Origin of the sequence: Dethiosulfovibrio russensis (assembly GCF_021568855.1) — a bacterium.
GTDB classification, from domain to species: Bacteria; Synergistota; Synergistia; order Synergistales; family Dethiosulfovibrionaceae; genus Dethiosulfovibrio; species Dethiosulfovibrio russensis.
In genome coordinates this window covers 85,124-104,579 of record NZ_JAKGUG010000001.1, presented here as the reverse complement: position 1 = coordinate 104,579, position 19,456 = coordinate 85,124, and the positions used below count along the sequence as shown (strand labels likewise).

Annotated in this window: 20 protein-coding genes, 1 tRNA gene, 1 other RNA gene and 1 pseudogene; 8 read left to right on the top strand and 15 right to left on the bottom strand. The window is 51.5% G+C overall.

Translation table 11 applies throughout. The features are described from left to right. Nucleotides 1–8 precede the first annotated feature (8 nt). Nucleotides 9–293 (bottom strand): annotated as a pseudogene (locus tag L2W48_RS00575) (transposase); the annotation flags it as partial. Nucleotides 294–645: 352 nt separating this feature from the next. Here L2W48_RS00575 and relB point away from each other — a divergent pair. After that, nucleotides 646–879, top strand: coding sequence for a type II toxin-antitoxin system RelB family antitoxin (relB, locus tag L2W48_RS00570; protein WP_236097641.1), 234 nt, complete (start codon nt 646–648; stop codon nt 877–879). After that, entirely contained in the window at nt 863–1,132 is a 270-nt protein-coding gene (locus L2W48_RS00565; protein WP_236097640.1) for a type II toxin-antitoxin system RelE family toxin, read from the top strand. The genes relB and L2W48_RS00565 overlap by 17 nt, the downstream gene beginning before the upstream one ends. 50 nt (nt 1,133–1,182) lie before the next feature. Here L2W48_RS00565 and L2W48_RS00560 read toward each other — a convergent pair whose 3' ends face one another. The 4 genes from L2W48_RS00560 to L2W48_RS00545 all read right to left on the bottom strand — a co-directional run bounded on the left by L2W48_RS00560 (nt 1,183) and on the right by L2W48_RS00545 (nt 4,262). After that, on the bottom strand, nt 1,183–1,644 hold the full coding sequence (locus L2W48_RS00560; protein WP_236097639.1) for a helicase-related protein: 462 nt from the start codon (nt 1,642–1,644) through the stop codon (nt 1,183–1,185). Nucleotides 1,645–1,951: 307 nt separating this feature from the next. After that, nucleotides 1,952–2,037: transfer RNA gene (locus L2W48_RS00555), tRNA-Leu, on the bottom strand. A gap of 67 nt (nt 2,038–2,104) precedes the next feature. Then, the gene (gene gltS, locus L2W48_RS00550; RefSeq protein ID WP_236097638.1) at nt 2,105–3,310 is read right to left on the bottom strand and encodes a sodium/glutamate symporter; all 1,206 of its coding nucleotides are present in this window, start codon (nt 3,308–3,310) and stop codon (nt 2,105–2,107) included. 1 nt (nt 3,311) lies between these two features. Next, the gene (locus tag L2W48_RS00545) at nt 3,312–4,262 is read right to left on the bottom strand and encodes a TAXI family TRAP transporter solute-binding subunit (protein ID WP_236097637.1); all 951 of its coding nucleotides are present in this window, start codon (nt 4,260–4,262) and stop codon (nt 3,312–3,314) included. A gap of 240 nt (nt 4,263–4,502) precedes the next feature. On the opposite strand from L2W48_RS00545, the gene L2W48_RS00540 reads away from it, so the two are divergent. The 3 genes from L2W48_RS00540 to L2W48_RS00530 all read left to right on the top strand — a co-directional run bounded on the left by L2W48_RS00540 (nt 4,503) and on the right by L2W48_RS00530 (nt 6,558). Further along, entirely contained in the window at nt 4,503–5,015 is a 513-nt protein-coding gene (locus L2W48_RS00540) for a cob(I)yrinic acid a,c-diamide adenosyltransferase (protein WP_329606897.1), read from the top strand. Between the two features lie 66 nt (nt 5,016–5,081). After that, on the top strand, nt 5,082–5,762 hold the full coding sequence (locus L2W48_RS00535; protein ID WP_236097635.1) for a GntR family transcriptional regulator: 681 nt from the start codon (nt 5,082–5,084) through the stop codon (nt 5,760–5,762). A gap of 4 nt (nt 5,763–5,766) precedes the next feature. Continuing rightward, entirely contained in the window at nt 5,767–6,558 is a 792-nt protein-coding gene (locus tag L2W48_RS00530) for a YdcF family protein (protein WP_236097634.1), read from the top strand. Here L2W48_RS00530 and L2W48_RS00525 read toward each other — a convergent pair. The 3 genes from L2W48_RS00525 to ssrS form a co-directional block, all read right to left on the bottom strand. Beyond that, nucleotides 6,530–7,801: a replication-associated recombination protein A gene (locus L2W48_RS00525; protein WP_236097633.1), complete on the bottom strand. Its 1,272-nt coding sequence runs from the start codon at nt 7,799–7,801 to the stop codon at nt 6,530–6,532. The two genes, L2W48_RS00530 and L2W48_RS00525, sit on opposite strands and share 29 nt — an antisense overlap. After that, nucleotides 7,798–8,769 (bottom strand): HAD family hydrolase, encoded by a 972-nt coding sequence (locus L2W48_RS00520; RefSeq protein WP_236097632.1) that lies wholly within the window; start codon nt 8,767–8,769, stop codon nt 7,798–7,800. Before L2W48_RS00520 ends, L2W48_RS00525 begins: the two co-directional genes overlap by 4 nt. A gap of 61 nt (nt 8,770–8,830) precedes the next feature. Then, a non-coding RNA gene (gene ssrS / locus L2W48_RS13190) (6S RNA) lies at nt 8,831–9,007 on the bottom strand. 115 nt (nt 9,008–9,122) lie between these two features. Between ssrS and L2W48_RS00515 the strand changes: the two genes are divergently transcribed. Beyond that, nucleotides 9,123–9,818 (top strand): lipid-binding SYLF domain-containing protein, encoded by a 696-nt coding sequence (locus L2W48_RS00515; protein WP_236097631.1) that lies wholly within the window; start codon nt 9,123–9,125, stop codon nt 9,816–9,818. A gap of 23 nt (nt 9,819–9,841) precedes the next feature. Here the strand turns inward: L2W48_RS00515 and L2W48_RS00510 are convergent, their stop codons facing one another. From L2W48_RS00510 to ychF, 3 genes are read right to left on the bottom strand one after another with little or no spacing between them, the layout of a single operon-like run. Beyond that, the gene (locus tag L2W48_RS00510) at nt 9,842–11,689 is read right to left on the bottom strand and encodes a polysaccharide biosynthesis protein (protein ID WP_236097630.1); all 1,848 of its coding nucleotides are present in this window, start codon (nt 11,687–11,689) and stop codon (nt 9,842–9,844) included. 4 nt (nt 11,690–11,693) lie between these two features. Beyond that, on the bottom strand, nt 11,694–12,122 hold the full coding sequence (locus L2W48_RS00505) for a hypothetical protein (protein ID WP_236097629.1): 429 nt from the start codon (nt 12,120–12,122) through the stop codon (nt 11,694–11,696). Nucleotides 12,123–12,139: 17 nt separating this feature from the next. Further along, nucleotides 12,140–13,231: a redox-regulated ATPase YchF gene (ychF, locus tag L2W48_RS00500; RefSeq protein WP_236097628.1), complete on the bottom strand. Its 1,092-nt coding sequence runs from the start codon at nt 13,229–13,231 to the stop codon at nt 12,140–12,142. A 187-nt stretch (nt 13,232–13,418) separates the two neighbouring features. Here ychF and L2W48_RS00495 point away from each other — a divergent pair, with 187 nt between their 5' ends. Further along, a complete protein-coding gene (locus L2W48_RS00495) occupies nt 13,419–14,228 on the top strand; it encodes an MBL fold metallo-hydrolase (protein WP_236097627.1) in 810 nt (269 codons plus the stop codon). After that, nucleotides 14,225–15,427, top strand: coding sequence for a hypothetical protein (locus L2W48_RS00490; protein WP_236097626.1), 1,203 nt, complete (start codon nt 14,225–14,227; stop codon nt 15,425–15,427). The genes L2W48_RS00495 and L2W48_RS00490 overlap by 4 nt, the downstream gene beginning before the upstream one ends. 28 nt (nt 15,428–15,455) lie before the next feature. On the opposite strand, the gene L2W48_RS00485 is transcribed toward L2W48_RS00490, so the two are convergent. The 4 genes from L2W48_RS00485 to L2W48_RS00470 form a co-directional block, all read right to left on the bottom strand. Next, the gene (locus tag L2W48_RS00485) at nt 15,456–16,274 is read right to left on the bottom strand and encodes a P-loop NTPase (protein ID WP_236097625.1); all 819 of its coding nucleotides are present in this window, start codon (nt 16,272–16,274) and stop codon (nt 15,456–15,458) included. A gap of 84 nt (nt 16,275–16,358) precedes the next feature. Further along, nucleotides 16,359–17,189, bottom strand: coding sequence for a LacI family DNA-binding transcriptional regulator (locus tag L2W48_RS00480; protein ID WP_236097624.1), 831 nt, complete (start codon nt 17,187–17,189; stop codon nt 16,359–16,361). A 12-nt stretch (nt 17,190–17,201) separates the two neighbouring features. After that, entirely contained in the window at nt 17,202–17,789 is a 588-nt protein-coding gene (locus tag L2W48_RS00475; protein ID WP_236097623.1) for a L,D-transpeptidase, read from the bottom strand. A 2-nt stretch (nt 17,790–17,791) separates the two neighbouring features. Further along, nucleotides 17,792–19,432: a nucleoside kinase gene (locus tag L2W48_RS00470; protein ID WP_236097622.1), complete on the bottom strand. Its 1,641-nt coding sequence runs from the start codon at nt 19,430–19,432 to the stop codon at nt 17,792–17,794. Nucleotides 19,433–19,456: the final 24 nt, after the last annotated feature.

Below are 19,456 nucleotides of genomic sequence, written 5' to 3'. Positions count from 1 at the left end.
TTTCTGTGTCAGCTTACGACAGCGTTATCTTGCTGCTCCAGTATCTGTTCTCTGAGATGCTCCATGTTCATGTAGGCTCTATTACCCCACTTGGTGGAAGCTACATGCCTGACTCTGGCTGATACCAGCATCAGGGCCGATTCCCCGTCGGGGAAGTTGCCTACGACCTTTGTCCTTCGACGGATCTCTCGGTTCAGTCGTTCCAGCGAATTGTTGGTTCTGAGCCGCTTCCAATGTTCCGAGGGAAAATGGAAGTAGCTCAGGGTCTCCTCGTAGCCTTCCTGGACAATCTTAAAATATCAGGCTTACTTCTCGTGCCTTCCCCTTCGGGACGGCACGAGAAGTGAACTATGCAACGTCTGTGCCCCGTAAGTGCTCGTTTTCTTTAGCAAGGTCAATAGGTAAACTTCCCCACTCGTCTCTTGCTTTTGGATCAGAACCTGCTTTAAGCAGTGCCGTTATCACTGCCCCAGGGCTGACGTCGACGTCTTGAGTAATGCCCTTACCTCCTCCATAATCACGATCCTTGCGGGGCCTTGGCTATCCAGCGTTATCAGGCACGAAAAGCCGAAAAAAGCCTTCTTGACCTTTCTTGACTCTGTGCTACGATAACTACATAGACTACAAGAAAAGGGGGTTGCTTTCATGCCTACACCGTTATCCATCCGTCTCGATGAAGAGACAGGGAAAAGACTTGACCGTCTCTCCAAGGCGACAGGGAGAACCAAAGCCTTCTATGTCCGAAAGTTGATAGAGGAGAACCTCGACGACATGGAGGACTATTACCTTGCGGTCGAAGCTATGGCCCTAAGCAGGAAAAAAGGGGCTAAGCCGCTAAGTTCAGAAGAAATGAGGCGTGAGCTTGGCCTGGACAATTGAGTACGACCTTGCCGCAGTAAAGGACCTGAAGCGTATCGACAAGAAGGAAGCTAAGAGAATTGTAGATTATATGGAGGAACGTATAGCCGTACAAGACAACCCCGGAACCTCAGGCAAGCCTCTTAAGGGACCTCTTGGAGCCTTTTGGCGTTACAGGGTCGGTGATTACCGTCTGATATGCTCGAACGAAGACAATAAAGTCACTATCCTGGTGGTCCGCATAGGCCACAGGGGAGACGTGTACAAAAAGTGATAGAGAGGCCTGGTGCGCAGGACTCCGGGCCTCCGCTATTTCAATAGGGCTCAGCCTACCTCTTCACACCCATCGCCAGGCCAGGAGACGCCCGGGAGAGGTAGGCCGCAAGGGAGGAACCATCTATATCCTTCCCTCGTGTAGGCATATCGATAACGTCCACCTGGTCGCCAAGGACGGCCACTGCTCCTTTTAGACCGGGATCTATGCCGACTACAGCCATGACGGCCTCTGCGCCCCTTCACACAGCCGCCGCCATACGCCAACAGCTCCGGGAGGTATAGTCCTTCATCCGCCACGTTCACCGCCACCAGTACCTTGGTCTCTCCGGATCTCACCGCATCGAGTATCCGAGGCCTATCGGCCTTTTTCGTCCTGCCGGATATGCCCAGGGCCCTTATCCCTGGTCCGTCCCACGGCGGGGGATTCTCTCCAAGGCGTTCTGCCAGTTCCGAAAGAGTGCCTTTATCACCGGTGGCGAAGTCATTGAAACAACGGCCTTCAAGACTCACGGAAAACGAAGGGTTCTTATCCTCTCGAAAAGGGGATCTCGTGATTCCGTCGTCGCCCTTCCATGTGATGCGGTGAGGAGGGAAAAAATAGTTACAATGAGGGTACGACAAAAGCCCCACCTTAACCCTGTGGCGACAGGGTTAAGATGGGGCTTATGTTGGACTTTTTGTCGATAAAAACCGACGGTATGTCACGCCCTATTTCGATGTTTCATTCTGTGACCATACACAAATAACTTTCAATCCGTTGTGTATAGTTTTTACAGATAACTCCCACATAGCTGTGAAGCCTTGGTATGGCTGTAATTGGTGCCGGAGGGGAGACTCGAACTCCCACAGGGTTGCCCCCGGCGGATTTTGAGTCCGCTGCGTCTACCATTCCGCCACTCCGGCACGCAGGCTTATTTTTTACCACAGAACTGCTAATCTGTCCAGCCCCAAGAGGGCTTACCCTCAAAAGTTAAGATAGAAAGATGGCAAAACCCTGGATCACGAAGGCATTTACTATATCGATAAAAAACGCTCCGACTATCGGTATCACGAAGAAAGCCCTCGGGGCGGGACCGTAGTTTGAGCAAAGCGCTTCCATGTTGGCTACGGCATTGGGAGTGGCCCCCATCCCAAAACCACAGTGTCCACCGGCCATGATGGCCGCTTCAAAATCCTTGCCCATGAGGCGAAATGTAATGAAGTACGAGAAAGAGGCCATAAGGAGCATCTCTCCCAGCAGAATAGCCACCATAGGACCGGCCAAGTCCATAAGCTGCCACAGCTTTAGGGACATCAAGGCCATGGCCAAAAACAGCGACAGGGCGACTGCCCCTATGTAATCGACGCACTTAAGGTGAACCTTGAACGTTCCCGAGAAATCGGATACATTTCGAATTATTATACCCACAAAAAGAGCACATAAATAGGTCGGAAGGGTTACCCCCATCCCCATCAACCTGGCATAAGCCAGAGAACCAAGGTACATAGCCACCGATATCTGAAGGATGGTAAGCAATACGTCGTTAACCGTAACCCCACTATGATCCCCGCTGGAATCAAGAGGTCCGCTCTCCCCATGAACACCGTCGCTTTCGTCGTCCATATGAGGCTTAAGGTCGTATTTTCTTATCAATCTTCTGGCTACCGGACCACCGATTATCGATCCCACGACCAAGCCGAAGGTCGCAGCTGCCATGGCGAGCTCCATAGCACCGACCAAACCATATTGGGTGGTAAAGGTCTTAGCGAAAGTAGCACCGGTTCCATGACCACCCGACATGGTGACAGAACCTGCCAATAACCCCAGCAACGGATGAAGTCCGGTAAACTTCGAGATTACGACCGCCACCAGATTTTGACAGAAGACGAGAACCGAGGCCAATCCTAAAAAGAGAAGTACCTGTGGGCCCCCCTTCTTGAGGAGCTTAAGACTGGCTCCTAGCCCCACCGTAGTAAAGAAAGCTATCATGAGAGGAGACTGAAGTGTCATATCGAAGGAAAAATCTATCTTCCCCATCAGGCCCCAACGAAGCAAAGCAAATATTATGCCTCCTATAACAGGAGCTGGAATATTGTATTCTCTAAGAACGTCTATTTTTCTACGCAGAAACAGGCCGCACCACAGCACGATGGAAGCCACCGCAACTGTCCCGATAAGATCCAACTCTAAAGTCATATTACAGAGCGCCCTTCCCGTCGAAGAATTTTTTCGCTCCATCGTGGAGAGGTATTAGGACCTCGTCGACGTTATCGGGGCTAAGTTTGACCGAGCCAGGAATATACGAAGAGATATCCTCGGCATTGTCGTACACTGTCTCGGCTACCCTGCTTATTAGATCATCGTCTAGATCCTCCCTGCAACAGAGGACAGTCCAGGCACCTACCGTCTTGATATCCTCGGCTTGACCATCAAAAGTCCCGGCAGGGACGACGAATTCCTTCCAGTAAGGGGCGGCATCCATGAGTTTTTTTCTCGTCTTATCGTCGAGACCTATTATTCTGGCGTCTTTCAAGGTTTCCTGCTCCATGGCAGATCCTCCACCGAGAGGACCGACGAAAATCACCGCATCCACCGAACCTTCCTGCAATGCCAAAAGCCCTTCTCCCATCCCCAGGTAGGCTGGCTCCAACTGATCTTGACGCAAGCCGGAGGCCATCAAAATCTGCTGAGCTGTAATGAGGACCCCTGAGCCCTTCTTGCCCAAGACCACCTTTTTACCCGCCAGATCGGACAGGGTCACGACGTCGGAATCCTCCGGGACCAAGATCCTGGCAACCTCCGGATAAAGCGGCACGACGCCTCTGAGGTAGGTCTGCGGAGCCTCGTAGTAGAGATCACGCCCCTGATAGGCCATAACGGCAAAGCTATCGATCAAGGCGAATTGGGCCAATCCCTTTTCCATAAGATCGACGTTTTCCGCAGATCCGCCGGAGGGTAGTACCGCCAACCTGACACCAGGAAGCTTCTCGTTCACGGTCTCGGCGAGAATCCCTCCTAAACTGTAATAGGTTCCACCCATGTTACCGCTGGCCATTACATAGACCGGCTGAAAAGCGAATGCAACCGCCGCCGTTCCTAAAGCAACAGAGACGAGAAACAAACACAACAGACCTCTTCTTCTACCCATAAAAAGTCCCCCTTAAATATAAAATGTGACGATAGATGAAATAAAGTACTATTCGATATTTTATCATCGATCTTATGCTGACAGAGATATTATGGCATATTCTACTATTTTGATTCTTCGGCATAACGAATAAGAATAGAAAACCCAGCCATTTCGAAACCTCCTAGGTTTCGTTCTATCTATTTTTCTGCTATAACAGTTGGTATCATAAAAGAAAGGTGGGCTTGTCTTATGTACAAGATGACCATAACCACTAAAGGTGGCGACAAGGGCAATACCAGCCTCTGCAACGGAGAGAGGGTCCCTAAGGACGACCCCAGGGTTGAGGCCTACGGAACCATCGATGAATGTCAGGCATCCATAGGCCTAGCCAGGTCTATGTGCTCCTTTGAACCCATAAACGAGAACTTAAAACGATTGGAGGACGAGCTTTACACCCTTATGGGATGTATGGCCCTATGCGAGGGGATGGAACCTCCCAGGACCGACTGGATGGAGGATATGATCAAAGAAGTCTCCTCGATGTTTACCGAAGGGGAATTTCAGTTTATAAGACCGGGAGAATGCTCTGTATGTGCGACACTCCATATGGCTCGAACCATAGCGAGAAGGGCTGAACGTCAAGCGGTAAAGATGATCCGTTCCGGCACGCTGCCTTTGGATATATTCGCCTACATAAACAGGCTTTCCGACGCCATATATGCCCTCATACTGTGGTATCAAAAAGAGTTCTTCCCCGTAGAAGGAAAATAAGACTTTCCCTTTTTTTCTGTTTTTTGTATAATGAACACCGCATCTGATATCTGGGGAGGAGTGTTCATGACCAGGGAGAATCCGTTGTTCCCGGCCAAAAACGTTGATCTAAGACAGATCGTGTATGAAAAGATAAAAGAAGCCATAGTGGAAGGCATCATAAAACCGGGAGAAAAACTCTCAGAGGTAGAACTTGCAAACAAGATGGCGGTATCAAGAACCCCGGTCAGAGAGGCTATTCGTCAGTTGGCAAAAACCGGACTGGTCTCACTGACTCCCAGAAAAGGGGCTTTCGTAACCGTTCCCACCCTGGAAGACGCATCGGCACTATACGAACTGAGGGCAAATCTAGAGATGTTTGCCGTCACTTTGATAGCCCAGTCGCCTCCCAAAAAGGACCTGGAAAAATTTAGGGATATATTTTTCAACATGGACAACGACACGGACCCAAAAGAATACCTCATACAGGACAGAAAATTTCATAATTTTCTCTATGAGGCCTCTGGAAATCGCTTCCTCAAGGGAGTCCTGTTGGATATTCTGGACATGATAAATCTCTATCGTCCCTACTCTCTGGCGGAAAGAAACTATCTGAAAGCCCTATCGGAGGGTCATATCGCCATCATCGATGCGATATTAGCAAAAGACGGAGTAAAAGCAAGAGAAGAGATGAAAGAGCATATAAACCTAACCAGAAGCGGAGTCGAAGAGTACCTCCAGAACCATCCAGGAGCTATACGTTCTTAAAATCATGTTCTTCGTCTATAAACTGCTGGGGGCCACAACTACCCCTTTGGTATTTTTATCCCTTGCGATACTCGTAGGGACCTTCTTTACGATTCACCACCGTAGAAGAAGGCCCCTTTTGTTCTTTGGCCCGTCCATTATAATCTTAAGCGTCGTGGTTTTGTTGTCCCTGTCCTTACCTGTAACCAGTCACCTGTTGTTGAGACAGGTAGAGATCGAGAGAAAAGAGCTTCCACAGAAGGGATCTACACCGGTGGTCATGATACTCAGTGGAGGCTTCACCAGAAAAAATTCCGGAGAATCCGAACCGGGACCTTTTACGACCCAGCGCCTGATAGAGGGAGCTTCGCTCGCAAGACAAAAAGGATATCCTATACTTCTCTCCGGAGGATTAAGCTACGACAGAGGCGAATCCATAGCACGTTCCATGGAACGTTCTATCAGAAGATGGGGCTATAAGGGCGAGATAATGCTGGAGGAAAACTCAAGAACCACATGGGAAAACATGACATATTCCGCCTCGATATTGAGACACAAAGGAGTCGATCGGATCGTACTGGTTACAAACTCCTTCCACATGAAAAGATCTCTATGGATGGCAAAAAAGGCAATGCCAGATATTGAAGTCTACCCGTATGCGATAGGGTCCTTGGCAGACGACATGAATTCAGATCCACTAAAATGGATACCCACGGCCGGAGCATTAAGAGACTCCACTCTGGCATGGAGAGAGATAGTCGGGCTCACGGTCTACCGAATACTGGAGTCTAGACTTCCTCGTCCCGACCATCCCTAAACCTACGCCAGTACCTTTTGAGTCTTTGAGCTATTCTCGCTTCGGACCCCATTTCCGAAGGTCGGTAAAATCTGCGAGGCTCCCTCAGATAGGACTGGGGAACCCAGTGTCTGGGGTCGTCGTGAGGATATCGATAATCGGGATTACCGTTTATGAGGTGATCGGGGACCCTTTGTATATCCCCCTTTCTGATGGAGGAGATAGCCTGATTTACGGCATCGTAAGCTCGATTGCTTTTAGGTGCCGCGGCCAGATAAATCGCGGCCTCCGATAGAATTATCCTAGCCTCGGGCATGCCGGTCATGTCCGAGGCCTTGGCAGCGGAAGTGGCCAATATCAGCGCCATAGGATCGGCCAAACCGATATCCTCCGCCGCGGATATCACCATCCTTCTAGCGATGAAACGGATATCCTCCCCTGCCTCTAGTAGCCTGGCAAGCCAGTATACCGCCGCATCGGGGTCGGACCCCCTTATGCTCTTTATGAAAGCCGATATTACCTCATAGTGATCGTCGCCGTCTTTATCGTGACGAACGAACGCCGCTGGCAGCTCTTTACGGACTCTCTCCTGTGAGAGGAGGGATCCACCGGATGCGGAAATAACCCTTACAAGATATTCCAACCTGGTCAAGGCCTGCCTGGCATCTCCGGATGCACTCGAGGCAAGCTCCTCCAAAACGCCGTCTTCCCATTTCATGCCGAGTTTTCCCAACCCTTTTTCCTTATCGGAAAGAGCATTATCCATTATCCTGACCAAATCGTCCCTCTCTAGAGGTTCCAAGGAAAAGACCAACAATCTGGACAGAAGGGTTTTATTGATCTCGAACCAGGGATTCTCCGTTGTAGTCCCGACCAAAACGACATCGCCCTTCTCCACCGAAGGCAAAAGAGCGTTCTGTTGTCCTTTATTGAAATGGTATATCTCATCGACGAAGGCCACGGCGGAACGACCGGAAAGAGCCTTAAAACGGGCGGCCTTCTCTATAAGATCCCTCAACTGAGACACCTTTGCGGAGACAGCGTTTATCTCGAAAAGCTCTCTATCGGTAACCGAGGCCATCAGACGCACCAACGCGGTTTTACCGACTCCAGGAGGCCCGTATAATATACAGGAAGGGACCACGCCTTTATCGAGCAAGACTCTGAGGGAGCCGGAGGGTCCCATTACGTCGAGATGTCCGATATATTGATCTAAGGATGACGGTCGCATCCTCTCCGCCAGAGGGGTCTCCCATTGAGTCAACTGAGATGTCTCTCCAAACCGTTAACAAGATCGCCTCCCAGGGAGGCTAATGGGAGACCTTCTTCGCATTCCTCCACGACAACCTTCGGGTATCGTTTTTTAAGGGCTCTTGCAAGCACGAAGGCTTTCGGACGCTCCAGATCTTTCGGCGAAAGCCATGACAGCCCCCTCCACTCATCGAAAGTCAAGGTCCCGGCTTTTACCGTAAAACGTCCTACTCCCAACTCGGCCAGGCTCATCAGACTATTTAGGATCGCCTCGTCCCATAATTCAGGTAGGGCAATCGAGACATTCCAGGCCGACGTCAACCACGACAGCCCCCTTTCTGAGACTAGACCATGGTATTCCCAGGGAACTATCGGATCTTCGTTTATCAATGCCGATAGAAAATCGGTCATACGGGGATAGAAGACGTCGGCCCAATGCCCCCAGTCCACAGAGGACCTTTCTACCAGGACCGCCCTCATCCCGGCCCTCCTCGCTCCCAAAAGATCGTACACAAAATCCCCCACGACGGTACATCCCGAGGAGGCGGATCCGATAGCCTCGGCAGCCATCCAAAGGGCTTCTGGCGAAGGCTTTATCGGGCCACTCTCTCTATGAAAGGTATGCACAGGAAGTTTAAAACCTATGGTACGGGCCGCAAGTTCTATCGATTCCGGGCAATTCCGAGAGACTACCGCCCAAGGTATTCCTGCCTTCGATACAAGATCGACCACTTCCCTAGATCCCGGAACCGGAACTGCCTTTTCCGCTCCGGCGAGCTCTATAGCCCTGATCTCTTCGGAAAGAGCCCTCCTTTTTTCCTCGTCCATGAGACTCATTTCCTCGAGTATGGCAGCTCTTTTACCGCCAAAATATCTTTCTCTGATACCGGAGAAATCCAATCGGGTCTCCGCCAAAACACCGTCCCAATCGAAGATCACCCCCGATCCTTTCAGAGGATTCCATAAAGGCGAACTGAACATGAACAGGCCTCCCCAGCAGATACGAAAAGGGCGCCGAGCACAGCTCAGCGCCGTATAAAGTTGGTAGCCCGCAGTGCCGTGTCATGATTGTCTTGACCCGATCCTACCTAGAAAGGGGCTTACCGAGCCTGGGCGTCTGAAGCGGAAAACCGCCTCATAGACCGGTTCGGACTCAGCCCTACATGGCTCGAGTGTTGGCTCAAGACGTAGGACATGATCACGCACACCGCAGGTTTCCTCGATTTCGGCAACATTATATCACAGCAGACCGAAGGAATGGTCCATGGTAGAGCTCGCACATTGTATAATAGCCTCAGGACATAAGACAACCCAATCCAAGGGAGGGAATACCAGTGATTAAAGCAGGGAAAAACATCTTAGCCATAGCGGTGACGTTTCTGATACTATCATCGTCCTGTCCCCTGTGGGCAGGGAAAACACCGGAACATCGCATAAACGAAGCTATAAAGACGATAGAGAACATGTCGGGACAGGACGACGCTCAAACGATGGGCGAGGTCATAGACAAGGGAGTGGCGGTCGCCATATTCCCCTCGGTGGTAAAGGCCGGTTTCGTCCTAGGGGGTCAGTACGGTGAGGGGCTTCTGCTTAAGCACGACAGAAAAACCGGAAAATGGTACGGACCGTCCTTTTTCAACATAGCGGGGGGCTCTTTCGGTCTTCAGATAGGAGTACAGTCTACGGCACTGGTGCTTGCAGTCGTAAACGAAGACGGTCTGAAGGCCTTCAGAGGAGATACCTTCACATTAGGAGGCGACGTAGCCGTAGCGGCGGGACCGGTAGGAAGGAGGACCTCTGCGGCAACGGACATAAACATGAACACCCCCATATACAGCTACTCCATGAGCAAAGGACTCTTCGCCGGGCTATCGCTGGAAGGAGCCACCATAAATCACGACCCTAGCGCAAACGAGCTCTACTGGGGCAAGAAAATATCCCCTGCGGATATACTCAACAAGCAGGCAAGCTCAAAAGAGATAAAGCCCTTGCTTAAGGAGATAGAAAAACTCATAAAGATAGGAAAATAAAAAAGCCGGAAGGGATCCTCCGGCTAAGGATGGTTGAACTCTGGAACCAACTTACGCAGGGTCGACAACGTGGAGTTGCCCCTGCAGGATAAACAGACATCCACCTCCGATATGATCGGATCGATAGGCAACTGTTTGTCCGAAAGATTGCTTCTGAAAATTTTAGGATGAGCGGTTCTGTCGACGAAGTCCGGATCGTAAAAAAGCTCCTCGAAGAGTTTCTCTCCCGGTCTGACCCCCGTAAAATCGACGGCTATGTCCGATCCCGGGGAATAACCATGAAGACGGATGAGCGTCTCGGCCAGATCCACTATTTTAACGGGATCCCCCATGTCCAGGACGAATATCTCTCCGCCCTTTCCAAGGGCACTGGCTTGCAATACCAATCCGGCGGCCTCCGGTATGATCATGAAATAGCGTTTCATATCAGGGTGAGTCACCGTAACAGGACCGCCGGATTCTATTTGCTTCTCAAACTTAGGGACAACGCTTCCCCTGCTGCCGAGAACGTTCCCGAAACGAACTGCCATGTATTTGGTCTCGGGGTAATTCAGCTGAGCCTGTTGCACCACGATCTCCGCGACTCTCTTGGTAGCTCCCATAACGCTCGTAGGATTTACGGCTTTATCGGTAGAGACCATGACCATACGCTCCACCCCGAACCGCCCGCAGAGGTCGGCCAAGACCCATGTCCCCTTTCCGTTAACCCGGAGAGCTTCTCTCGGATTAACCTCCATGAGAGGAACATGCTTATGGGCCCCAACGTGGAAGACTACCGAGGGCGACCATTTGGAGAAAACCGCCTCCATGGCGTCCGAATCGGCTACGTCCGCTATGATGGGTTCGTAGGGGACGGACACCCTTTTCTCCCTGAATTCCTCGCAAAGCCCGTATATAGAGTGCTCTCCATGACCCAGAAGGAGAACACGAGAAGGTCCATATGAACATATCTGTCTGGATATCTCGCTGCCGATAGACCCTCCCGCTCCGGTTATGAGGATCACCCTCTGGCGAACCACGTCAGCTATGACCTGGCTGTCCAGCTCGACCGGATCCCTCGCCAGCAGATCCTCTAGACGCACCTTTCGAAGCATGGTAGTGGTAACTACACCTCCGGCGATATCCCTGAGATTCGGCAAAACCCGGGTTTCCACGCCCAAGGAGGAAAGCCTCATCAGCATATCTCCTATGACCTTTCTGGATGCCGACGGTATGGCGACCAAAACGACGGAGATACGTTCATCCACTATTATATTTTCCAGGTCCGAAACTGGACCCAGGACAGGTAGACCTGCGATGACCTTGCCCTTTTTCTGATCGTCGTCGTCTACGAACCCCACCGGCAAAAGCTCGTCTCCGTTACGAAGCAAATCCCTGGCCAGAGAGGTCCCGGCATTTCCCGCTCCGACTATGACCGTTCTGATACAGGAATCCTGGCCGTGACGGGCTGCGACGAAGAAGCGCCAAGAGGCTCTATAGGCCGCCACCAGCACAAAACAGCTCAGAAGGGTTATCGCCAGAGAGGAGCGAGGGATAAACATGAACGGCAGGAGGAGATGACAGAGAACGAATATCAAAGAACCTACCAGAAAGCACCTCAAAAGCAAGGCGAATTCCTCGAGACTGGCCTGAGGCCAATAGATACGATATATCCCCCCCAAATAGAAGGACACTGAACAGACACCGGAGAAGATCAAACCGGAGACCACCATATCTCCATAAAAGTGGTCCATAAAAAACGAGAGTCTAAGGGCAAACCCTAGCCACGTAGCAAAGATACAAAAAAGGACGTCCAGAAAAAACATATACCTGTTCCTGACGCCGACCTCCAACCATTTGCCAAGCAACCGGACCGACCAGCTCTCCTTCATAGCCCTACAGGATCAGCTTGCTGCCTTTTTTATTGCCGCTCATCTGGTCCAGCTGCTTTAGCGCTGAGGAGGGGGCCACGTCTATACGGGGTTTTCTCTCCTCTTTGGCTATAGCCTGGCGCATTTTTTCCTCGTAGACCTTCATGCTCTCCTTTATAGCCTCCACATCTCCCTTGAGCCATTGAAGCATGCTATCTGCTATGGCCTGGACCATCTCTTCGTCCGGTTCTTCTTTTAACGCTCCTAACTCGACGAGAAGTCGGTGCTCATCCTTTATGGCGTCGATCACGTCCTGATCGGACAGCAACCCCTTGCGATATAGGACCCTCCCCATTATGTTGAACTTGCTCTTCAAATTTTCTTCCGAGGCCGCAAGACCGTCCATCCTGGACAGTACGGCCGATAGGATTTCATCCAAACTGATCTGCTGCATATCTACCATTCCCTTCTTTAAACGTTGAACCTGAACTCGACCACGTCTCCGTCCTGCATGACGTAGTCCTTACCCTCCATGCGAACCAGACCTCCAGCCTTGGCCTCGGCCAGGCTTCCGCATCGTATCAGTGCATCGTATGCCACCACCTGAGCCTTTATGAAACCTCTCTCGAAATCCGTATGTATCGTCCCTGCGGCTTGAGGGGCCCTATCGCCTCTCTTTATGGTCCATGCCCTGGACTCCTTTTCTCCGGCGGTGAGGAAAGATATCAACCCCAACAGGCGATAGCCAGCCTTGACCAGCCGATCCAGACCGGATTCCGCAAGTCCCAATTCGGCTAAAAACTCCCCTTTCTCCTCCTCCGGCAGCTCGGCCACCTCCGCCTCTATCCTGGCACATATAGTGACTACCTCGCAGTCGAACCTGTCGGCATACTCCTTTACGGATACAACGTGGGCGTTACCTTGCGAATCGGAGACATCGTCCTCCGAGACATTTGCCACATAGATAACCGGCTTATCCGTAAGGAGTCCAAGTCCTCTAAGTTCCTTCCTCTCGTCATCGGTAAGATCCATGGCTCGGACCATCTTGCCCGCCTCAAGCTTTTCCTGAACCTTGCCGACCAATTCCAGATATGGACGAAGGGATTTATCGTTCCTGGCGTTTCGCTCCGTCTTTGTCCGGTGTCGTTCTATCATCTCTAGATCGGAGAAAACCAGCTCCAACTCAATCGTCTCTATGTCCCTTATGGGATCGACCGAACCGTCCACGTGAACGATATTGTCGTCTTCGAAGCAACGAACGACGTGGACTATGGCGTTCACCTCTCTGATATGGGAGAGAAACGTATTGCCCAATCCCTCACCTTTACTGGCTCCGCGAACCAGACCGGCTATGTCGAAGAACTCCACTGTAGCAGGGGTTATCTTCGCCGAGTTGAACATCTTGGACAGCACGCTCAGCCTTTCGTCCGGAACGGAGACAACTCCCACGTTCGGTTCTATGGTGCAGAAAGGATAATTCGAGGCCTCCGCCCCTGCGGAGGTTATAGCGTTGAAAAGGGTGCTCTTGCCTACGTTGGGCAAGCCCACTATTCCGAGTTTCATAAAAGGTCCCTACTTTCTTGTTCTTTTTCTGGAGAAGTCGCTTGACCATTGTACCCGAGATCCTCCAAAATACCATAGTCTGATGTATGATCGGTTATATATGACCACGTGAAATCATCTATCCTGAGAGAAATATGAGATAATGACTTCCTGGTTGGATCAAAAGACAGAACGAGGGGATATGGATATGCGTATAACGGTAATCGTGGACAATCTATGCGGCTCGTCAAACCTATGGGGAGAACACGGGCTGAGTTTCTTTCTCGAGACCCCCAGAGGCTCTCTACTATGGGATACCGGACAGGGACATTCCCTGATGCACAACCTGTCGGAACTAGACGTATCTATAGACGCTATCGACGGACTGGCCCTGAGCCACGGTCACTACGACCACTGCGGCGGGGCCCCTCAGCTGCTATGGAGGCGCCCCGATCTTCCTATATGGGGAAGCTCGTCCATTATGGCTCCTCACTACAGAAAAACCTCTCGGGGAGAATGCTTCATCGGTCTCGATCTGGATCTTGAACGCAGAGATTTTCGACCGATAAAAAGACCGACGGAGATCCTTCCGAACCTGTGGGCATTCTCGGTACCGGCGGAAAAAAGAGATCCGAATCTAACCCTCAGGACCTCCAGGCTTGTCGTTCCACAAGGAGACTCCTGGATAGAGGACCCCTTTCACGACGACATGTCGCTACTTGCGTTCGGATCGCAAGGGCCTTCTATCGTGCTGGGATGCGCTCATTCCGGAGTACTTAATATCCTGCGCTACGCCATGGAGGAGTTCGATCTAACGTCTGTCGACACCGTCATAGGAGGGATGCACCTAGGAGGGATGACTTCCGATACATGGTCCGCCATGGCTCATTCCTTCGACAAAGCCCCCGTCGAGAGATGGCGTCCCTGTCATTGCACCGGATTTTACGCTGCCAGTCAAATGGCCAGCCGCTATACAGACGTGGTCTGGGCCTCCTCAGGCACCAAGATGGAGATATGATGTCATCCCAAGACAAGGCTAGACAAAAATCGGGTTCATGGTTGTCCATCCCGCCGATCCCGACCATGATGATAATCCTCGCTCTGCTTCCTTTCTCCGACCCCTCCAACAGGTTATATATGGGAGCTACTTTTTGGCTGTTCGTAGCCCTGATATATCTCTCGATATCGTCGGGTTACGCCATATGTCTCATGAGGAAGGTCACTCTAGGATTATTCCCACTACAGTTACTGGCTCAAGGGATAGCTCTGCTGGTTCTGCCCCTCGGAATGGGAGCCCCTTACGGTCTTTCCTGGGTAGGATTGGCCATGTCTTTTGCAGGAACGATATCGCTCCTGCAAAAAGTTATTTCAGCGCTAAACCCCAGTGATAAAGAGAGACCTCCAGCTGTGGAGAAAAAAAAAGGCATCTCGAGGGAGATCCCTTTGCCCTCCCTGGACATCGACCCAGATGGGAACATCCTCTCCATCAACGATGACATGGCACGACTGCTGGATGTAAACGAAGAACTTCTGCTGGGACAAAGCGCTGGAAATATATTCCCCGAGGATATGGATCGAGTGGATATAGGAGGCAAGGGCTGGCAAGTCCTGAGAAAGAATCTAGACGAGTCCCAACTTATATGTTTGGTAGAGGAAATAGAATCCCCCGAATCGAGCAAGGACACGAAGGACAACGACATGATACACAAACCCACAGGCCTCTACTCCCATACATACGCCGATATCATGGCCCCATCGGAGATAAAGAGATCCGTAAGATACAGAAGATGGCTTTCCATAGTGATGATCCGGTTATCCTTCCGTTACGATGGAGGAGAGTCAGCCGATAAAATATGGGAAGAACAAATCCTCAACGAGTATGGGGCATTCGTAAAAAGACACACAAGAGAGTGCGATCTCGGATTTTTTATAGGCAACGGATACTTTCTGATACTCTTGCCTGAAACCCCGAACGCCGGAGCAAAGGTGGCCGCATCCAAAATAAAAAAGTTACCGGACGACATCAGGGATGAGTTCGAGGAAAAGGGATCGGTCTCTGCCGTGATATTCACCAGCCTATACCACTGTAGCGGTAACGAAAAAGTAGACTACCACACTGTAATGAAACAGCTCGAGGAAAACCTGACAGAGGAGGAGGAATTCTCCCCCGTCGGAAACACAAACACGCCCAATCAAAAGACCGAGAGCCATCCTTAGAGGGAGGCTCTCGGTCGACCTCTCTAAATTAAAGGATCCCGTCCACCAAAGCCCCAAGGACTGCCTCGTCGGAAAAACTCTCGATAGTTCCGTCGTCTGCCATGGCGGCGAACCCATCGGTCACGGGAATTTTCGCTATCGTAGATATTCCGAAAGCCTTTTCTATCTCCTCGGAATGACTTGGACCGAATACATTGAGTATCTCACCGCATTTAGGACATTTGACGTAACTCATGTTCTCCACTATCCCCAATATCGGAACCTTCATCATCTCGGCAAGCCTGGCCTGTTTTCCCACTATTAAAGCGGAAAGTTCCTGAGGGGTCGTGACTATAACCATCCCATCGAGAGCGATAGTCTGCATCACCGTCAGAGGTGCGTCCGCCGTCCCGGGTGGGAGGTCTACCACCAACCAATCTAGCTTTCCCCACTCCACATCGTCCCAAAACTGCTTTACGACTCCTCCTATGAGAGGACCTCTCCATACGACCGGAGCCTTGGGATCGTCCAGCAATAGATTCATGGACATGATCGATATGCCCAGCTTCTCGGTTTTGGGAGGGATGATCTTTCCCGACTCGTCTCCCTTGGGACGTTCGGTGATACCGAACAGTTTAGGTATGGACGGACCCGTTATGTCCGCGTCGAGAACTCCTACGGAATCCCCTCTTTTTGCCAAAGCAACGGCAAGGAGGGCTGCAACGGAGCTTTTCCCAACCCCGCCCTTACCGCTACCCACCGCTATTACCTTGCAGACGTCTTTCTTGGTAGGTTTAGGGAAATCGGGACAGCTCTCCTTGCTGGAACAGCTATCGCAACTCCCGCTACACTGGTTTTCCTGATCCATTTTTCGTCCTCATCTCCTCGCAACGATATACTGAGTCCTGTTATAAGGTCCATCCGTCTCCTCGTCAAGAGTTGAGATAGATTTTCAATATCCCAAATCGCTTCTCTCCACCCCTACTATGCCAGACGATACCTTTATCTCTTTTGGCCTGACGCCCTTTTCCCTTACTACGTTGATAAGACCTCTTGCGGAAAGATGCCCCATATCGAAAGCCGGCCAGGGCAGATGAGGAACCATTAAAGGGGCCAAAATCGAACGATCCCCACACAGGAGGATCCCCTCAGCCAGGTTGTCTAGAGACGGAAGATCTCCATCCCATAGGACCATCCCATCTTCTCTTCCGATAGAGGATAGCCCTTCCAGAAAGGGGAAAAAAGGACGATCCCCGCCTCTATACGAGACGGGACGTCCACCGGCAAAGGAGAGGACATTTCGAGAGATCACCTCCTCGTCCAGAAGGACCCTCATGGAGGGATCGCCCTCCCCATTACCGACGATCACCGAAGGGATGCCATCCTCGCCGGAGGGGAAAGGCGCATCCGATGCCCAGATAACTCCATCCACCTTTCTATCCAACAACCGTTGATATGCGGACCTGGACGAGGCATCCAGATCGTTGGCCTCTTTTACCAACATCTCCATACGATGCCTGGCCAGAACCCTCTCCACTCCGGAGAGGAAGGATCCCACCCAGCTTTCCCCCAGATCGCGCAGGACCACCCCGACAACGTCGGTTCTCCGACTGGAAAGTCCTCTGGCGACAGTGTCTACCCGATAGCCGAGTTTCTTTGCAGCTTCCCAGACCTTTTCTCTTGTAGCTAGGGATATTCTGGGATCGCCTTTAAGCGCTCTGCTAACCGTCGCCTTGTTGACCTGCGTCTCTCTGGCGACATCGGCCATAGTAACCTTAGCCATAGGCTCACTCCCTCAGGGAACGATCAAGACCTTCTGTCCCGGTCTGACTACTTCCTTTATCCTCAACAGATCCTCGTTCTTCATCCTTATGCAACCGTGGCTGGCGTCGGTACCGATCTCCGACAGATGTCCTTCGTCGGTACCGTGGATACCTATGCCGCTCCATGGCGGAGTCTTGAGCCTTATAAACCAGGGCCCGTACCCTACTGTATCGCCGGTCTTTTTATCCCTGTAGGGCTGCCAGTAAGACGCATCGTGGACGCTCTGGACGGAAAAAAGACCTTCGGGAGTCCTCATATCCCCGACCTTACGCTTTTGACCGGTGTTTCTACCGGTAGCGACGGGCCAGCATCCGAAAAGAAGCCTGGCCTTCTCGTCCACTCCGAAAAGAAGATGGGCCCCTTTGTGGCAGATCCACATAACACTACCGGATGGAACGCAGTCCTCCGAGATAACGACCTCCGATGCCCAGGGGATATAAGCCGACAGAGACGGCTCGAGCCTCTTCCAATATGAGAGCCCATCGATATCGGAAGCCCATGACCGAGAGGAGAAGACGACCGTCAGGAGACAGATCAGGAGGCCAAAGGTTCGACCCATCCTCAGTCCTCGAAAAGACTGCCGCCGATAAACTCCCTTATGATGGATTCGTTGGGAACCGTATCGGACGGGAGAGGGGGGACGAATCGCAGCAGGGACAACAGCCTCCTGGCCTCGCCGAAAACGGGAGACCCCTCGGGAACCGTCTGTAAAAGCGGTTCCAGATAGCCTTTCAACACAGGCAGCTCGTAAAGAAGGGCGGAGTTGAACATAACATCCGAGTGTTTCTGATACGGAAAGATATACTTCTGAGCCCCTCTTATGACCGACGGCCACCTCTTGAGAGTGGCTTCCGGTCCGTGCCCTCTGGTCCTGTGATCCCTTATCATCCTTCGGAAAAGGCGGTTATCCGTCGTGCTAGTCCTGTTCTGTCTATCGAGGCTCACCCCTGTCAGAGGAGACACGAAGATACGGAACTTTTTGTCCTGAGGAACGGACTGGGTAACCTGGTCGTTCAATCCGTGGATGCCCTCTATTATAAGGATGTCGTCCTCATCCAATTTCAACCAACGACCTTCCTTACGGGTTCCGGTGCGAAAATCGAAACGAGGAAGCTGTACCGACTCCCCCTCTATCAGGGATTTCAGCTGCTGGTTCAACAATTCGAGGTCCAGAGCCTCTAAAGCCTCGAAATCGTAGTCGCCCTTCTCATCTCTAGGCGTCCTCTCCCTGTCCACGAAATAGTCGTCCAGCGACACCGTCACAGGTCTCTTTCCACAGACCTGAAGCTGTATCTTAAGCCTTTTAGACAGAGTGGTCTTGCCCGACGCGGAGGGACCGGCTATACAGACAACCCTTGCATTTCTTTTCACCACATCGTAGGCCAAATTGCTCAACCTCTGGGAGTGGAAGGCCTCGGATATCAGTATCAGTTCCTGCCCTCTTCCAGCGGCTATGGCGTCGTGAAGGTTGACCATGGTGCTTATTCCCATCGTCCTGAGCCAGTTAGCGTATTCGAGAAAAACACCGGACAGCTTCCTGGATGCCTGAAAGGGCGGCAAAGACGTAGGATAGGCGACCGTGGGAAACTGAAGCACCATTCCCGGCGCAAGAAGCTTAAGATCCCAATTCTTGAGATATCCCGTGGACGGGACCAGAGGGCAATAGAAAAAACCGTACATATCGAGACAACGATAGACCTCTATGGGATCCATGTAGACCCTGGAGAAAAGTCTCCCCTTCTCCGGGTTTCCCTGTCTCTCGAATATTCGACAGGCCTTATCGAGTGAGACGATCTCCCTGGTTATCGGAATATCCATATCGACCAGGTCCTTCATCGTCTCCGCTATAGACGCCAGATCCTCCTCGGTTATATCCTCGTCCTCCAGCTCCCAAAAGTGACCTTCCGAGATCGAATGACGGATAAAGATGGGTTTGCCCAGAGCCTTTCTCGAGGCCAGGACGAGCAGAAAACCCAGAGAACTCCTGTAGACCATGGTCCCCTCGAAGGAATAGGTATCGACGAATTCGACGTCTGCGTCTCCGTCGACGACCCACTCGAGGGGGCGAAGATAGTTATTTACCCGCCAGGCGACGATGTTCCTGTTTTTGTATAGTCCGGTGGAAGCCAACACTCCCTGCCCCGACAACGGCATCTCACAGTGTATATCGGAAAAACCCTTGATCCGAATGACGAACGACATATTCTGGATCTCCTCCTGACTGTA

What these genes read in the sequence shown, in the direction of transcription:
- L2W48_RS00530 (WP_236097634.1), top strand. Translation starts at nt 5,767, where the DNA reads ATGTTCTTCGTCTATAAACTGCTGGGGGCCACAACTACCCCTTTGGTA.
- L2W48_RS00495 (WP_236097627.1), top strand. Translation starts at nt 13,419, where the DNA reads ATGCGTATAACGGTAATCGTGGACAATCTATGCGGCTCGTCAAACCTA.
- gltS (WP_236097638.1), bottom strand. Translation starts at nt 3,310, where the DNA reads ATGACTTTAGAGTTGGATCTTATCGGGACAGTTGCGGTGGCTTCCATC.
- L2W48_RS00540 (WP_329606897.1), top strand. Translation starts at nt 4,503, where the DNA reads ATGACCATAACCACTAAAGGTGGCGACAAGGGCAATACCAGCCTCTGC.
- relB (WP_236097641.1), top strand. Translation starts at nt 646, where the DNA reads ATGCCTACACCGTTATCCATCCGTCTCGATGAAGAGACAGGGAAAAGA.
- L2W48_RS00505 (WP_236097629.1), bottom strand. Translation starts at nt 12,122, where the DNA reads ATGCAGCAGATCAGTTTGGATGAAATCCTATCGGCCGTACTGTCCAGG.
- L2W48_RS00545 (WP_236097637.1), bottom strand. Translation starts at nt 4,262, where the DNA reads ATGGGTAGAAGAAGAGGTCTGTTGTGTTTGTTTCTCGTCTCTGTTGCT.
- L2W48_RS00480 (WP_236097624.1), bottom strand. Translation starts at nt 17,189, where the DNA reads ATGGCTAAGGTTACTATGGCCGATGTCGCCAGAGAGACGCAGGTCAAC.
- L2W48_RS00485 (WP_236097625.1), bottom strand. Translation starts at nt 16,274, where the DNA reads ATGGATCAGGAAAACCAGTGTAGCGGGAGTTGCGATAGCTGTTCCAGC.
- L2W48_RS00470 (WP_236097622.1), bottom strand. Translation starts at nt 19,432, where the DNA reads ATGTCGTTCGTCATTCGGATCAAGGGTTTTTCCGATATACACTGTGAG.
- L2W48_RS00510 (WP_236097630.1), bottom strand. Translation starts at nt 11,689, where the DNA reads ATGAAGGAGAGCTGGTCGGTCCGGTTGCTTGGCAAATGGTTGGAGGTC.
- L2W48_RS00535 (WP_236097635.1), top strand. Translation starts at nt 5,082, where the DNA reads ATGACCAGGGAGAATCCGTTGTTCCCGGCCAAAAACGTTGATCTAAGA.
- L2W48_RS00490 (WP_236097626.1), top strand. Translation starts at nt 14,225, where the DNA reads ATGATGTCATCCCAAGACAAGGCTAGACAAAAATCGGGTTCATGGTTG.
- L2W48_RS00520 (WP_236097632.1), bottom strand. Translation starts at nt 8,769, where the DNA reads ATGTTCAGTTCGCCTTTATGGAATCCTCTGAAAGGATCGGGGGTGATC.
- ychF (WP_236097628.1), bottom strand. Translation starts at nt 13,231, where the DNA reads ATGAAACTCGGAATAGTGGGCTTGCCCAACGTAGGCAAGAGCACCCTT.
- L2W48_RS00475 (WP_236097623.1), bottom strand. Translation starts at nt 17,789, where the DNA reads ATGGGTCGAACCTTTGGCCTCCTGATCTGTCTCCTGACGGTCGTCTTC.